General features: G+C 45.9%; 14 protein-coding genes. 10 read left to right on the top strand and 4 right to left on the bottom strand.

Annotated features, from left to right (window positions below; all coding sequences use genetic code 11):
• Positions 1–125: 125 nt before the first annotated feature.
• The 3 genes from ACKTT9_RS18730 to ACKTT9_RS18740 are packed head-to-tail and all read left to right on the top strand — an operon-like array spanning position 126 to position 2,165.
• Positions 126–560: a YciI family protein gene (locus ACKTT9_RS18730; RefSeq protein ID WP_407872784.1), complete on the top strand. Its 435-nt coding sequence runs from the start codon at positions 126–128 to the stop codon at positions 558–560.
• On the top strand, positions 557–1,822 hold the full coding sequence (locus ACKTT9_RS18735) for an RNA polymerase sigma factor (protein ID WP_407872785.1): 1,266 nt from the start codon (positions 557–559) through the stop codon (positions 1,820–1,822). The genes ACKTT9_RS18730 and ACKTT9_RS18735 overlap by 4 nt, the downstream gene beginning before the upstream one ends.
• A 1-nt stretch (position 1,823) precedes the next feature.
• Positions 1,824–2,165 (top strand): DUF1801 domain-containing protein, encoded by a 342-nt coding sequence (locus ACKTT9_RS18740; RefSeq protein ID WP_407872786.1) that lies wholly within the window; start codon positions 1,824–1,826, stop codon positions 2,163–2,165.
• Between the two features lie 59 nt (positions 2,166–2,224).
• On the opposite strand, the gene ACKTT9_RS18745 is transcribed toward ACKTT9_RS18740, so the two are convergent.
• A complete protein-coding gene (locus ACKTT9_RS18745; RefSeq protein WP_407873068.1) occupies positions 2,225–4,027 on the bottom strand; it encodes an ABC transporter ATP-binding protein in 1,803 nt (600 codons plus the stop codon).
• Positions 4,028–4,058: 31 nt separating this feature from the next.
• A complete protein-coding gene (locus ACKTT9_RS18750) occupies positions 4,059–5,807 on the bottom strand; it encodes an ABC transporter ATP-binding protein (RefSeq protein WP_407872787.1) in 1,749 nt (582 codons plus the stop codon).
• Positions 5,808–5,987: 180 nt separating this feature from the next.
• Between ACKTT9_RS18750 and ACKTT9_RS18755 the strand changes: the two genes are divergently transcribed.
• A complete protein-coding gene (locus ACKTT9_RS18755; RefSeq protein ID WP_407872788.1) occupies positions 5,988–6,812 on the top strand; it encodes a nucleotidyltransferase domain-containing protein in 825 nt (274 codons plus the stop codon).
• Positions 6,813–6,848: 36 nt separating this feature from the next.
• Here the strand turns inward: ACKTT9_RS18755 and ACKTT9_RS18760 are convergent, their stop codons facing one another.
• Positions 6,849–7,424: a CBO0543 family protein gene (locus tag ACKTT9_RS18760; RefSeq protein WP_407872789.1), complete on the bottom strand. Its 576-nt coding sequence runs from the start codon at positions 7,422–7,424 to the stop codon at positions 6,849–6,851.
• Between the two features lie 160 nt (positions 7,425–7,584).
• Here ACKTT9_RS18760 and ACKTT9_RS18765 point away from each other — a divergent pair, with 160 nt between their 5' ends.
• Together ACKTT9_RS18765 and ACKTT9_RS18770 are read left to right on the top strand one after the other, a co-directional pair.
• A complete protein-coding gene (locus ACKTT9_RS18765) occupies positions 7,585–7,887 on the top strand; it encodes a hypothetical protein (protein ID WP_407872790.1) in 303 nt (100 codons plus the stop codon).
• A gap of 15 nt (positions 7,888–7,902) precedes the next feature.
• On the top strand, positions 7,903–8,361 hold the full coding sequence (locus tag ACKTT9_RS18770) for a hypothetical protein (protein WP_157326245.1): 459 nt from the start codon (positions 7,903–7,905) through the stop codon (positions 8,359–8,361).
• A 74-nt stretch (positions 8,362–8,435) separates the two neighbouring features.
• Here the strand turns inward: ACKTT9_RS18770 and ACKTT9_RS18775 are convergent, their stop codons facing one another.
• Positions 8,436–9,314 (bottom strand): LysR family transcriptional regulator, encoded by an 879-nt coding sequence (locus ACKTT9_RS18775; RefSeq protein ID WP_127457218.1) that lies wholly within the window; start codon positions 9,312–9,314, stop codon positions 8,436–8,438.
• A 135-nt stretch (positions 9,315–9,449) separates the two neighbouring features.
• Between ACKTT9_RS18775 and zwf the strand changes: the two genes are divergently transcribed.
• The 4 genes from zwf (at position 9,450) to ACKTT9_RS18795 (ending at position 15,556) form a co-directional block, all read left to right on the top strand.
• Positions 9,450–10,973, top strand: coding sequence for a glucose-6-phosphate dehydrogenase (zwf, locus tag ACKTT9_RS18780; protein WP_407872791.1), 1,524 nt, complete (start codon positions 9,450–9,452; stop codon positions 10,971–10,973).
• 46 nt (positions 10,974–11,019) lie between these two features.
• Positions 11,020–12,369, top strand: a complete 1,350-nt coding sequence (locus ACKTT9_RS18785; protein ID WP_407872792.1) for a glucose-6-phosphate isomerase — start codon at positions 11,020–11,022, stop codon at positions 12,367–12,369.
• A gap of 15 nt (positions 12,370–12,384) precedes the next feature.
• Entirely contained in the window at positions 12,385–13,803 is a 1,419-nt protein-coding gene (gene gndA / locus ACKTT9_RS18790) for an NADP-dependent phosphogluconate dehydrogenase (RefSeq protein WP_407872793.1), read from the top strand.
• Positions 13,804–13,924: 121 nt separating this feature from the next.
• Entirely contained in the window at positions 13,925–15,556 is a 1,632-nt protein-coding gene (locus ACKTT9_RS18795; protein ID WP_407872794.1) for a hypothetical protein, read from the top strand.
• Positions 15,557–15,597: the final 41 nt, after the last annotated feature.

A 15,597-nucleotide genomic window follows, 5' to 3' on the forward strand; every position in this document is an offset into this window, starting at 1 on the left:
AGTAAAATATTTTTATAACGTGTCGATTCTTCCGTTTTTAATTCGTTGTCCTTATAGAGCGTAAAATTCTTCCCAGAAATCATGCAGCTGGCAAAAATAATACAAAAATATGGAGGGATGCATTTATGAGATTCATGATGATCGTTAAAGCTACAACAGATTCAGAGGCAGGGAACAAGCCAAGTCAAGAGCTACTTGACGCTATGCAAAAGTATAATGAGGAATTAGTGCGAGCAGGCGTTTTGCTCGCTGCCGATGGCCTGCAGCCAAGCTCTAGCGGCATACGGATTTCTTACCCGGAAGCTGGGGGCAAACCGAAAGTGGTTGATGGCCCGTTCACTGAAGCCAAAGAAATGATCGCCGGGTATACGTTAATTGAAGTTAAGTCCAGGGAAGAAGCGATCGAATGGGCGATGCGTATGCCGGATCCTCACGGTTTTGGCCAAGGGGAAATTGAACTCAGACAGGTGTTCGAGATGGAGGAACTAGCGGAAAATCCCGAAATACTTGCGAAAGACGCAGCCCTTCGTGAGCAAATACGGGAGCAGCATAAAGCGTGAACTTGTCCCAAACTCACCGAACCCTCGATACCATATGGCGAATCGAATCGCCTAAAATTATCGCGGGATTAACACGAATGGTGCGCGATGTTAGTCTCGCAGAGGATCTTGCCCAGGATGCTCTGGTCATTGCTCTCGATCGATGGTCCGATCACAATATTCCAGATAATCCGGGCGCATGGCTGATGACAACGGCCAAACGGCGAGCCATTGATCATATGCGCAGAAATAAACGACGTGATCAGAAGTATATGGAGATTGGACACCAGATGGAATTATTTAAAGAAAATGAACATTGGGACGGGGAGATCGGTGATGACATCCTTCGATTGATTTTTATGACTTGCCATCCCAGCCTATCGCAGGAAGCAAGAGTTGCACTGACCCTTCGCCTGTTATGCGGGCTTACGACGGAAGAGATTGCACGATCCTTCCTCGTTGCGGAGTCAACGATTGCCCAGCGAATCGTGCGGGCCAAGAAAACCCTGAGTACGGGAAAGGTTCCCTTTGAAGTGCCGACTGAGGAACTCAAGGACCGTCTGACTGCAGTGCTTGAAGTCATTTACCTCATGTTCAATGAAGGGTACTCGGCAACATCGGGGCAGCATTGGATCCGCCCCTTATTGTGTCAGGAGGCATTGCGGCTCGGACGTGTTCTGGCTGAGATTGCAACGGAGGAACCTGAGGTGCATGGACTTGTCGCCTTGATGGAGATTCAATCTTCCCGGTTTAAAGCACGGGTTAACACCGAGGGAGAACCCGTGCTTCTCATGGAGCAAAATCGAGCACGTTGGGACTATTTGCTGATTCGCCGAGGTTTGATCGCTCTAGAACGAAGCAAGAAGCTAGGTAAAGCTCTTGGTCCATATACTCTTCAGGCCGCGATTTCGGCCTGTCATGCACAGGCGCGAACAGCAGAAGAGACGGATTGGGTCCGAATTGCTGCGCTCTACGAAGCGCTTTCGAGAGTATCGCCGTCGCCGATTGTTGAGTTGAACCGGGCTGTTGCAATTTCAATGGCGTTTGGTCCAGCATTCGGATTGCAGATCGTTGATGAGCTGCAGTCGGAGCCATCCTTAAAGGGATACCATTTGTTACCGAGTGTTCGCGGTGATCTCTTGGTGAAGTTAGGACGGGACGATGAAGCCTGTAAGGAATTTGAAAGCGCAGCATCTATGACGAGGAATGAACGTGAGAAAGAACTTTTAATGAAACGGGTAGAAGAAATCAAAGCTGCAAAGATAGCAAAGGAGAGGTTGTAATATGAATCCGGAAGTAACTGATTTTATTGAGGCGTTGAAAGAAGCGTGGCAGAGGGACATGTCTGTCAAACTGCGACAAATTGTCCAGGAAGTCGTCCCGGACGTGCATGAACGCATGCAATATAAGAAACCGCATTTTTTGAAAAATGGCAAATATGCCGCCGTCATATCCACGTCCAAAGACGCAGTGAGCTTCACCATTTTTAATGCTAATGGGTTAACTTTCCCGAACGGATTATTCGACGGCCCACCAGAAAGAAAGACGATGAAGCTGAAGCAAGGGCAAGCCTTTGATCCCGAGCTGTTGTCCTCCTTAGTTAGCCAAGCTGTTGCAGGACTTTAAGATAATAATATCAAGAAAACAGCCCCAGGTATGCTAAGCATCCTGGGGCTGTAGTGTGTCTATTCTGCTGCACTTTCGAGATTTTTAAACTGATTGGAAAACATCCGGGAATACGTGCCATCTTGGCCCATCAAAACGTTGTGACTGCCTTGCTCGGCGATTTCGCCACGATCAATAACCATAATCGTATCCGCATCCCGAATCGTATTCAGCCGATGCGCAATAATGAAACTCGTACGCCCTTTCATGATTGAGAGGAGGGCTTCCTGAATATGCAATTCCGTTCGCGTATCAATGCTGCTCGTCGCCTCGTCCAAAATGAGAATGGAGGGATCCGCCAGGATGACGCGCGCAATCGCAAGCAATTGGCGCTGCCCTTGACTTAAATTACCGCCGTTCTCGGAGAGCGGGGTGTCGTAACGCTTCGGCAGCCGGCTAATGAAGGCATCAGCATTCGCGAGCTTCGCAGCGGCAACCACTTCAGCATCGCTGGCATCGGGCTTACTGTATTTGATGTTCTCCTTAATGGTGCCGGAGAATAGATACGTATCCTGCAGCACGATGCCGAAGCTGCGGCGTAGACTGTCACGCGTGTATGATTTAATATCGCGTCCGTCAATCAAGATCGTACCGCTCGTAGCGTCATAGAAACGGGTCACCAAATTGACAATCGTCGTCTTGCCTGCGCCTGTTGGTCCGACGAGTGCGAGGCTGCTGCCAGCCGGCGCATCAAAGCTGACTTGATTGATAATCGGCATATCCGGCCGATAGCCGAAGGTGACGTCCTGGAAAGTGACATGTCCGACGGGTTTTACCAGTTCGATAGCGCCGGGCTCATCTTCAACTTCTTCCGCTTCGTCCAACACTTCAAAAGCACGTTCTGCCCCTGCAACACCCGATTGCAGCACGTTGTACGTGTTCGCGATCTCATTAAGCGGCCTCACGAATTGGCGCGAGTAGCTCAGGAAGCTGGCAATAACGCCGACAGTGATGTGGCCTTTCACGGCTAGAATGCCGCCGACAATCGCAACGGCGGAGAAGCCGATATTATTGATAACGCTGAGGAGAGGCATCAAAAAACCGGACCAGATTTGCGCTTTTAGCCCAACCTCATAAAGCTTTTCGTTCACGTTATTAAATTCATCGATAGCTTTCTTCTCACGGTTAAAGGCTTTGACAACGAGAAGTCCGGAAATCGTTTCCTCAATGTGGCCATTCAGCTTACCGAGCTGTGCCTGTTGGCCTTTGAATAACACGCTCGTTCGCTTGGTAATGGTTTTGGCGAGGAAGAACACGAGCGGCACGGTAATAAGGCTCGCCAGTGTCAAGGTGGGGCTTAGAATCAACATCATCACTAACGATCCAACGATGGCTATGGATCCTGACATGAGCTGTGTAGTGGACTGCGAGATCGAGTTGCTCACGTTGTCAATATCATTCGATAGCCGGCTCATGATATCCCCGTGAGAGCGTCCGTCGAAGAAAGCAAGAGGCAGCTTTTGCAGCTTCGCAAACATCGTTTGCCGAAGTCGCTTCACGACGCGCTGTGCAAGCCCGGCCATGACCCAGCTCTGCAGGAAAGTAAGCCCGCCATCTGCGATGTACGTAGAGATGAGAACAATCAGCGTCACATCAAGTACGCTATAGTCAACTTGGCCTACAGCCATTGCGTCAACGGCTACACCAATAAGATAAGGGCCGGCCAAGGTTAAGGCGGAGTCGGCAATAATGAACAGAAAGACGATCGTCAGCCATTTTCGTTCGGTGCCTAAATAGGACCATAGACGGCGTAGGGTGCCTTTAAAATTTTTGGGCTTCACGGCAGGAGCGCGGCCTCCCCGACCAATCGGCCCCGTGATCATCGGGACGTCAGGTGCTGGTTGACGCGATCCTTCATTCGGCTTTGACATGATGAGGCAGCTCCTTTCCGAATTGAGATTGGAAAATTTCTACGTAGACGCGGCAGCTCTTCATCAACGTCTCATGTGTGCCGACGCCAACAATTTCGCCGTCGTCCATCACTATGATTTTATCTGCGTCCATCACCGAGGTAATCCGCTGCGCAATGAGTAGACAGGTGACACCAGATGCAAAAGATTTCAGAGATTCTTTAATGTTTGTCTCCGTCGTCGTATCCAGGGCGCTTGTACAATCGTCAAGAATCAATACATCCGGCTTGCGAACGAGCGCACGGGCAATCGACAATCGCTGCTTCTGGCCGCCAGACAAGTTCACGCCGCGTTGGCCAAGCATCGTTTCATACCCCTCGGGAAACGAAGTAATAAAGCCATGGGCTTCTGCCATTTTGGCAGCTTGCATAATCTCGTCAAGTGTTGCATGCTCATTGCCCCAACGCAGATTTTCTTCAATCGTTCCGCTAAATAGAATTGATTTCTGCGGTACGATGGCAATCTGATCACGCAGCTTAGCTGGATCAAGCTTTCCAATGTCCACTCCGTCTACGCGGATCGTACCAGTGCTCGTATCATAGAATCGGGGGATAAGGCTCACGAGACTACTTTTCCCAGACCCGGTAGATCCGATGATACCAATTGTTTCACCGGGCAGGCAGGTGAAGTTAATATTTTTCAGCACAGGATCTCCAGAGGCACCCTCATAGGCAAACGAAACGTTTTCAAAATCAATCTGACATCCTTGACGACCATTAGGCAGTGCAGCAGCGACATCCCATGTCATCGTATTGACCTGATCGAAAACTTCGCCGATTCGATTGGCGGAGGCTTTAGCTCGCACGAATAAGTTGAAAACCATGGAAATCGTCATCAGCGCAAACAAAATTTGTGTCATGTAATTGACGAATGCGACGATATGTCCAACTTGCATTTGACTGTTATTCACTCGCCAGGCTCCCAGCCATAACACGGCAGCGATCCCGAAATTGACGCTGAGCAGGATAGAGGGGTTAAAAATAGCTAGCAGCCTCGTCACCCTTATGGATTTGTTCTGATACTCGATATTGGCCTGTTGAAACTTACCCGTCTCGTGATCGAACCGGTTAAAAGCTTTGACGACGCGTACGCCGGATAGATACTCCCGCATAACCCGATTGACGCTGTCCAGCGCCTTTTGCACGCCTACAAACCGGGAAAAACCCACTTTCAAGTTCAACGCAACGAGCACGCCGACGACCGGGACAACGATGAGCAGTACGACGGACAAATTAGGGTTAAGTCGCACGGCCATAATGAGACTCCCGATGCACAGAAGGGGGGCTTTGACAAAAATGCGCATAAGTCCATTTACAAAATTTTGCACCTGCGTCACATCATTCGTTAATCGCGTAATTAATGACGCGCGTTCGAATTGCTCGATATTCGCGAACGAGAGCGATTGGATTTTTTCGAATAAATCCCTTCTTAGCTCCGTGCCGAATTTCTGTGAAACATGGCTTGCCACAATATTGCGCATCGAGGCTGCGACAGCCCCGAACGCGGTGATGATCAGCATCAATCCGCCCATACGGAGCACGTAATCGAGCCGTTTCTCCGCAACACCCACGTCCAAGATGTGGGACATAATCGTTGGTTGCAGCAAATCCGCGAGCGCTTCCAACGTCACGAAAAAGACAGCAACCAGAAATAGCTTCCAGTGCTTGCTGACATAAATCTTCATAAAACCCATCGTGTACACTCCTTTTTCCGTGGTCAGCCCCTCACTTGAACATTACTCCGATTTTGGCAAATTGTCATCCTAGGTATTTGTTAAAACTGGAAAAAAGGCATTTTTATTTTTCTCTTTATTCCAGAGTTTTCAACCTATATCATAAATTGTGAATGAGAGGTGGGATTGGAGGAGGCCACGATGGTACCTGCGCTAGTAGAACAAACCATGAATCAGTTAGTTCACTCATTAAACACTCGAACGTCGAACATTACAGCTATTTATGTGTATGGTTCAGTTGCGTTAAACGATTATATCGAGGGTTCCAGTGATATTGACTTTATCGCTATTGTACGAGAACCATTTTCGCAGACGGATGTTCAAGCCATTATCGAAGCTCATAAAGAAGTAGAAGCTGCGATTCCAAATACGGATATTATGGGGGCTTACATCCTTTTCAAGGATCTCAATAGAAAACAGGGTGATATTAAACCTTTATTGACTTACTTTGATAAGCAAATCCATATAGATGGCAGGGGAGCGGATTTAAATCCGATAACTTGGTGGATAGTAAAAAAACACGGTATCCGAGTGTATGGCTCTGAAGTAACGTTCAATTACGATTTGGATAAGGATACACTGCGCACTTACGTCATAAATAACTTAAATAGTTACTGGGTTGGTTGGATCACTAGGTTAGAGCAAAAATTGCAGACTGTTCTAGAGGCGCAGCAAGAACTTGAAGTTCAGCAGCTCGATCAAGCAATCGAGTGGTGCACGCTGGGCATGTTGCGGCAGCTGTTTACATTAAAAGAGCAGGATATCACGAGTAAAGTTGGTGCGGGACGTTATGGGCTTCAACATGTACCAGGCAAGTGGCACGGGATCATTGAGGAGGCTATAGCGATAAAGCGACTTCAACCCAATCGTTTGTATTCATCACAAATGGAGCGTTTGACTGATTTAATAGCCTTGCTTAAATTTATTCAATTGGAAGCTAATCGTGTATATGAAATAAGACTCTAAGCCCTTGATCTGTATAGGGGCATAGAGTCTTTTTTACTAGGCATTCCTAGGATTTTTTTGAAAATAAAGAAACAAATCCGTTATCAGCTTGGCAAGGATCGTAACCAGGAAGTAAAGCAGAAATAAATAAAAGTAATTCATTTTGCCGTACAGATGAAATAAATCAACGGTTGATAACAATGGTTTTAAGACAAAAGCGAAGGCGGCACACATCAGAGCACCAAATAAATAGTAATTTTTTTTATGATTCAGTGTCCACTGATATAGCAGCATCAGCACAACCGGATTAAAAGCAGCATCCATCGTGATACTTGTTGGCAAGTAAGGCATAATTTTATAGGGAAATCCCCAAATATAATTTCTTTCACCATACAGATGAATATAGGTAGCCATGACATGTACGCTGAAGCCATAGAATCCGATCTGCAACGCTTTCTTACGATCGAGAACGAACCAGAGAATGACTAAGGGAATGACGAACATAGCCATATTGACCCAGAATTCCCATGTCTGGGCGTTGGAATATTGTACCCAATAATCAATCCAGGAGTGGGACAGCGACTTCTCTTTATTTAATAATTCCTCGTACACATGCTGTTGCTCTGGTGTCATAGAAAATCTCCCTGCATGTCTTTTTGTTATTATGCGCGCTTCGCACGATTTTACACGGGATGATGGAAAATTTATCTTTTTAGTTTCGACACTACCCCCTGAAATCGACAAAATACGACGAATTGTTTAAAAGCTATGCATAATTAAGGAGTGAATCAAGATGGCGAATACTTACAAACGCTTCATTCAAAATCAACTCGAAAAAGCGAAATCTACCGCTTCCGAATTCATTACTTCAAGAAGTGACGAGCAAGATGAAGACACATTAGAATTGAGTCCTGACACATATGATCAGCTGAGAGTAATCGCTAATATGCAGCATACGACCGTACAGGAAATCGTCAATAACATCATTGCCCAATACCTGGAAAGCTCCCCTTATGAAATAACCCATATCTCGGTGGATCAAAAGGAAGATAACCCGCTATTGTATTTGGATGGCATTTGCAAATTAGAGGATTAGGAGTGCTGACGACATATGGATAACCACATGAATATACAGGATGCCATTTTCCTGGATGGTACAGCTTTAGCCGCGTTCATGAACCCTGAAGATCCCAGTTATGCGAAAGCTCGTTCTTTGTTTCTGGATTTTCATGATCTGGAACGTAATTACGTGACGACCAACTCGATTATATTTGATCTTCACGAATGGCTGCGCAATGCGTACAGCTACCAGCGGGCCGAATATTTTCTGAGTGCAATCGATAAAGCCGTGAGTAAAGGCAAGTTGACACTGATCTCCAGCAGTCCTGAATTCGAAATGGAATCGCGCAGATTACTGCTAGACAGGCCCGAACTGCGGTTCTCGCTAAGTGAAGCATTTACTGCAGTGACCATGTCCTATTATCAAGTGAAACGTATATTTACGTTCAATCGCAATTTTATGATGCTTGTTAATTTGGATAAAAGCTTTCGCATCATCCCATCTAATTAATAAATCACAGCGAAAAAAGAGGCAGTCCCAGAGTCATTTCATGACGGAGGGAGAGCCTCTTTTTTGTTTGAACTCTATTGAACCAACTCTATGAACCTTCTTGCTGATATAGAAAGAGGCATGTTGCGCATCGTCATAATCCCTACGTGAGTAGGCGGCAGCTTCACATCCAATTGAATTTCAAAGAGGGAGCCTTCTTCCAGCTCTTTCGAAATAAATTCCTTCGTCACGTAGGAGATCCCTAGTCCTTTCCGTGCAAACTCGATGAGAAGCTCCACACTGCCGACCTCAATTTCAGGCTTGAGTTTATAGCCGTAGCTTTGGAATAATTCCGTAATGGCCATTCGTGCCCGGCTGTTGCGCGAGAATAGAATGACGGGATATTGCAGCAGCATTTCCAGGGATAAAGTCTCGCCCTTCAACTGTTCGTAACGCGGCCCCGCCACAAAACAATCCTTAAGCTGAATGCTTTCCCGTACTTCAAGCTGGGCATCAACAATAGGCATACGAACAACGCCCAAATCAATCCTGCCTTCTTTAAGAAAAGAGATAATTTCCGGTGTAGTACCATGATTCAAGTGCAGCTTGATACCTGGGTGATTTTGATGGAATTCTTCCAAATACGGGAGTAAATAATGTTTGAAAAGAGAGTCGCTTCCGCCGATCCGCAGCTCGCCGCTGTCCAGATTTTTGAGCGCCGCCATCTTCTCCTCAGCTCTCGATATGAAGTTCTGAGACTGCTCGATGTAGGAATAAAGAATCGCACCTTCTTGCGTTAAAGCAACACCTTTGGAATTCCTGTAAAACAAAGCGAGACCAAAGCTGTCCTCCAGCTGCTTGATGGCGTGGCTAACGCTTGGTTGGGTAATATACAGGGCTTTGGCAGCCTGTGTTAAACTGCCTGTTTTCGCTGCCCAATAAAAAACTTTGTACAATTCGTAGTTATTTATCATAGATGAGGTCTATATCTCCTCTGAAATATAATGATTTCTTTTATAGGTGGTAATTATATTATAGTGGAGTTACGAAAAAGAAACCAGAGCTGCTAACTGATTGAGGGAGTTCTGTTGGAAGGAGAAGAGAAGAAAATGGAACCTACTACATTTGTCTTATTTGGAGCGACAGGGGATTTAGCCAAAAGAAAGATTTACCCCGCACTATTTAATTTGTTTGTTGATAATAAACTACCGGAATCCTTCTCTTTAATTGGTCTGGGAAGAAGAGAGCTTTCAGATGAAGCCTTCCAGGCGAATGTCGAACAATCTATCCATACTTTCTCCAGGCGTAAAGCAAACAATCCTGACTTATTGAAAAACTTCTTACGCACATTCCGTTACAGTGTACTTGACATAGATCGTAAAGAAGATTATCAGAAGCTGCTGCAGCTCATTGAACAACGGGAAGAAGAACTCCGCATCTTACCGAATCGCATGTTTTACTTATCTGTAGGACCTGAATATTTTGAAAAGATTGCTGCGAATATCAAAGAAAGTGGTCTAGGTTCCGCAGATGGTTGGAAACGCCTGGTGATCGAGAAACCGTTTGGCCATGATTTGCAATCCGCTCGGGATTTAAATCAGCAGTTAAGCAAAGCTTTTGCCGAAAATGAAATTTATCGTATTGATCATTATCTTGGAAAACCAATGGTTCAAAAACTTGAGGTTATTCAGCAGTCCAATCCCGTCCTTCACGCGATATGGGCGAATAATTACATTGCGAACGTTCAGATTACGGCAAACGAAACCGTTGGTGTTGAAGAAAGAGCAGGCTATTACGATCATGTTGGCGCGGTAAGAGACATGTTCCAAAACCATATGCTGCAATTGCTAATGATGCTTACCATGCACCTTCCTAATGTCAGCAACTCCGAGTTGGTTCGGTTTAAGAAGAAAAAAGTGATGGAAAACCTCGAGCCGCTGCTTAAACAGGATGTTGGTTCCAGTGTGATCCGCGGGCAATACAAAGAAGGTTCGATTGGAGGAAAGCAAGTCGTTGGTTATACTTCGGAGCCAGGGATTGCCAGCACATCCATGAACGATACATTTATTGCCGCTAAATTGCAGATCGACGATTTCTTCTGGCGGGGCGTTCCGATTTATATCCGGACAGGAAAAAGAATGCATGAGAAATCAACACGGATCGTCATTGAATTTAAAGAACCGAATACGAATCTGACCCAACATCATGACGAAAGCCAAGTGCCAAATCTTTTGGTATTTGAAATTAGTCCAAATGAAAGTATCACGCTGCAATTAAATTCGAAAGATCCTTCCAAGAACGGGAAATACAAACCTATCCAAATCGACTTTCACGAAAGTCAGGAGGATGTTCCCGAAGCTTATGAAAACTTGATCTATGATGCTTTGCAAGGAGATCCTACGTTCTTTGCGCATTGGGACGAAGTCGAATTGGCTTGGGCTTGGGTTCAACCGATCCTGGATGCTTTCCAAGAAAATCTAGTCCCGCTTCATCACTATGCCGCGGGCACGAATGGTCCTGCTGAATCCGATGCCTTATTGGCGGCGAATGGCCATCATTGGTGGTTTGACTCCAAGAATGAGCAAGAAAATAAACCAAGTGAAGAAAAATATTTTGCCCATCATACAAACTAATTGACGATTTATTCCCTGCATGCAGGTCTAAAAGGAGAGGTTCCAGATGGCTATTTCATTTAATTATTCCAGCGCATTACCGTTTGTTCAGCAGCATGAAGTTGATTACTTCAGTGAATTTGTGAAAGTGGCGCATGACATGCTTCATGAGAAGAAAGGTCCAGGCTCCGATTATCTCGGCTGGGTGAATCTGCCGCTTCAATATGATAAAGAAGAGTTTGCAAGAATCAAAGAGGCTGCACAGCGCATACGTTCCAATTCCGATGCCTTAATCGTCATTGGTATTGGCGGCTCCTACTTAGGCGCTAGATCCGCGATCGAAGCGTTGTCTCACACTTTTCATAATCAAATGGATGGAAATACACAAGTTTATTTTGCCGGTCAAAATATTAGCTCCACGTATATCACGCACTTATTGGAGCTGCTGAAAGATAAAGATGTTTCCTTGAACGTCATCTCCAAATCGGGAACAACGACGGAACCGGCTATTGCATTCCGCATCCTGCGAGATTATATGGAGAAAAAGTATGGGAAGGAAGAAGCGAAAAAACGCATCTACGCCACAACAGACGCTTCGAAAGGGGCATTGAAAAAGCTGGCTGATGAAGAAGGCTATGAAACCTTTGTCATCCCTGACGATGTAGGCGGCCGCTATTCTGTACTTACTGCGGTAGGACTTTTGCCGATTGCTGCAGCGGGGCTCGACATTGATCAAATGATGGCTGGAGCCGCGGCGGCTGCACAGAAATACAATAATGCTGACCTGGCTACCAATGAAAGCTATCAGTATGCAGCGGTTCGAAATGCCCTTTATCGTAAAGGGAAAAGCATTGAGCTGTTGGCGAACTTTGAACCATCTTTACATTATGTTTCCGAATGGTGGAAGCAGTTGTTCGGCGAGAGCGAAGGCAAGGACCAGAAGGGTCTATATCCGGCGTCTGTGGATTTCACGACTGATTTGCACTCCATGGGTCAATATGTCCAAGAAGGTCGTCGCGATCTGATCGAAACGGTGCTTTCTGTGAAGAAGCCGAGAGTCGAGTTGACGATTGAGCAGGACTCCGCCAATCTGGATGGTTTGAACTTTATTGCAGGCATGACGATGGACGAAGTGAACAAGAAGGCGGCGGAAGGCACGCGACTTGCCCATGTTGACGGAGGCGTTCCGAATCTGATCGTTGAATTGGATGCACTGAATGAGTATACGTATGGCGAAATGGTGTACTTCTTTGAGAAAGCATGCGGCATCAGCGGCTTGCTGCTTGGTGTGAACCCGTTTGATCAGCCCGGCGTTGAGGCATACAAAATCAATATGTTTGCTCTGCTAGGCAAACCTGGTTTTGAAGCGCAAAAAGCCGAACTACAAAAACGTATCGCTGCAACAGAGCAGAACTAAGAGGAGGTAATTACGATGAGCAAACAGCAAATTGGTGTGGTTGGATTGGCCGTGATGGGGAAAAACCTGGCATTGAATATCGAAAGCAAAGGCTTCTCTGTAGCTTTATATAATCGTTCACCTGAAAAAACGAATGAACTTTTGGAGGAAGCGCCAGGAAAGAACTTTGTAGGTACTTACAGCGCTGAAGAATTCGTGCAATCTCTTGAGTCGCCGCGTAAAATCTTAATTATGGTTAAAGCAGGCCAACCTACGGACGATACTATCAATTCACTAATCCCTTACTTAAGCCCAGGAGATATCCTCATCGATGGCGGTAACGCTTATTTCCCTGATACGCAGCGGAGAAATAAAGAACTTCAAGCCAAAGGATTCCGCTTTATCGGTGCGGGTGTTTCGGGTGGTGAAGAAGGGGCTCTGAATGGACCTGCGATCATGCCAGGGGGACAAAGAGACGCGTACGAATTGGTTGAGCCAATCTTGACGGCTATTTCGGCCAAAGTGAACGGTGATCCATGTTCCACCTATATTGGAGCAGACGGCGCAGGGCATTATGTAAAAATGGTTCACAACGGCATTGAATACGGCGATATGCAGCTTATTGGCGAAGCGTATCACTTATTAAAGGATGTACTCAACTTAAGTACAAGTGAATTACATGACATCTTCACGGAATGGAACAATGGCGAGCTTGATAGCTATCTGATTGAAATCACAGCCGATATTTTTGCGAAAAAAGATCCGGAAACGGGCAAACCGATGGTGGATGTGATTCTTGATTCAGCTGGACAAAAAGGAACAGGAAAATGGACAAGCCAAAGCTCATTGGATTTGGGAGTGCCATTGTCCATTATTACGGAATCCGTGTTCGCCCGTTTTATCTCAGCCATGAAAGAAGAGCGTGTTGCTGCAAGTAAACGTCTGAATGGTCCCGCGGCTTCAAGCTATGACGGTGATCCGAAAGAATTCATTGAAGCTGTTCGCAAAGCACTCTACACAAGCAAAATCGCTTCCTATGCGCAAGGTTTTGCCCAAATGAGAGCCGCTTCTGACGCGTACGGTTGGGACTTAAACTACGGAAACATTGCGATGATCTTCCGCGGCGGTTGTATTATCCGCGCAAGATTTTTACAAAATATCAAGGATGCTTATGATCGTGACCCTGCATTGAAAAACTTGTTCCTCGACGAGTACTTCGGCAAAATCGTAGACAACTATCAAGATGCATGGAGAAAAGTTGTTTCGGTAGCTGTAACAAGAGGGATTCCGGTTCCTGCTTTTGCTTCCGCGTTAGCCTACTACGATAGCTACCGCACAGAGAGACTGCCGGCTAACTTACTGCAAGCTCAAAGGGATTATTTTGGAGCCCATACATTTGAGCGTGTAGATAAATTAGGCAGCTTCCATTTTCAATGGATGGAAAACAACGAATAAATCGCATAGACTTGTGTACAAGGAAGCCGCATAATTGCGGCTTCTTTTATTTGCGCAACAATCGGCTAGGTACTTACGTCTAATAAGCTGTTAGACATACACAAAGATGAGGAGCTTTGGATTGAGAAACCGTACTTTATGGAGGTTGTTTACTGTCGTGCCGTTTCTGGCGGCCATGCTCTTGATCGGAATGATACATATGGTGATGCTGGCCAGAGAACAGGTGATGCCGTTCGCAGAACCTTATGGACGAGCGACATTGTTACCTGAGCTCGCTTCCCAAGCAGGTCCTGTTCAAATAACCGGGTACCAATCTTTTGCCTATCGTTCAGGAAATGAACTGATCTATGTGAAGATTGACAATGAGGGGCGGAGCAGCTCAGTTGTACGACCTGTGCCGGACGCGGAGCTTTTTCAGTCCTATCGCCTTATTGGTGAGGCAAAAGCCGTTTGGATCGGTGCGAGCAACAAGTTGTATGCGAGTGAATGGGATAATGAGAACTGGTCCCCGAGAAAATTACTGACTGAAACCGAAATAAATGGCGTTCAGGCCCTACAGGCGGGAACGGACAAAACTATACTTCTCACGTATAACGATGAAGCACTCATTGTGGGTATTTCGTCTGGAGAGGATGCACCAAATTGGATAAAGCTGAACGCTAGTGGAATTAAACAGGTACAAGGTTATATGGATAAAAATGGCATGCTTTCCGCTGTTTATGCGACTAGTAGGGAAGGGAATACTGCCCTGCACGTTGCCAAACTGGATACCAAATCCGGGAAAACGGTCGTCATGGAGAAGCTCAAAGATCTGGAGTTGGTCAATAGGTATTTAGAGGATTATACGTTGTATGCAGACAACTCTTTACTCAAGGTCGCCTATACGATCAGCTCTGCTAAGTCAGGGAAGAGTAGTTTACAGATGCTCACATTTCCTTGGAATCAACCGGCTGATATACAAGATGAGCGGATAGATCTTCCAAGCTCGGAGACCAGTGATTCAGATACAATCTTACAACCTATCTTCTCTGAAACAGATACTGGCGAAGCCACACTTGTCGTCTCATCCGTTTATGAAAAAAATCGGCGCTTGAGCAGCCAAGAAGTGTATGAATTAAGCTTTCATGAAACGCAGCTGGAATCATCATCAAAAATCAGTCAAAATGACGGATTCGCTCAATATCCTAAGCTTGTGCAAAGTTCGGATACTCGCCTAGCTGTTTGGCTTGATTCAGTGAACGAAGCGTCTTACCGTGTCTACTATGCGACAGATCAACAGCCTTACCGGGAGAGGATGAACCGGCTAACAGCAAATGACCTGCGAACAGCTGCCGAGAATGTTCCGCTGCTATGGGGAATCAGCCTCGTCACGTGGTTTCTAAGCCTGAAGTGGATCTTCTTGCCAGGTATCTATCTGCTGGTGCTCAGCGCTTTTTGGCAGCATCAATACGATTCCCGCCCGCGGTTGCATTTTTTCATATCGCTTGGCATGTATGTTGGAGTTAAGGCACTATTTATTCGAGATTACCGAAAAGCTGAGGCGCTCCAAGTGATGCCTGAAGCCTTCCAACCAATCTTGAGTTACTTATTTATGCTGATGATTATGGCTTTACTTGCTTATGTAAGTACGCGGCTATGGAGAAAAGGGCTGGATGATCGTAATATTGGTTTGGAATTGTTTTATTTTGTACTTCTCGATGTCTTTATGACGAATTTATGGTATTCCTATTTTATGTCCCCTGCAATTTTCTAGCGATAAATAAGGCTGCCACGTAACTGAGTGGCAGCCTTGCT

This window comes from Paenibacillus sp. P36 (genome assembly GCF_045866505.1).
Lineage (GTDB): Bacteria > Bacillota > Bacilli > Paenibacillales > NBRC-103111 > Paenibacillus_E > Paenibacillus_E chondroitinus.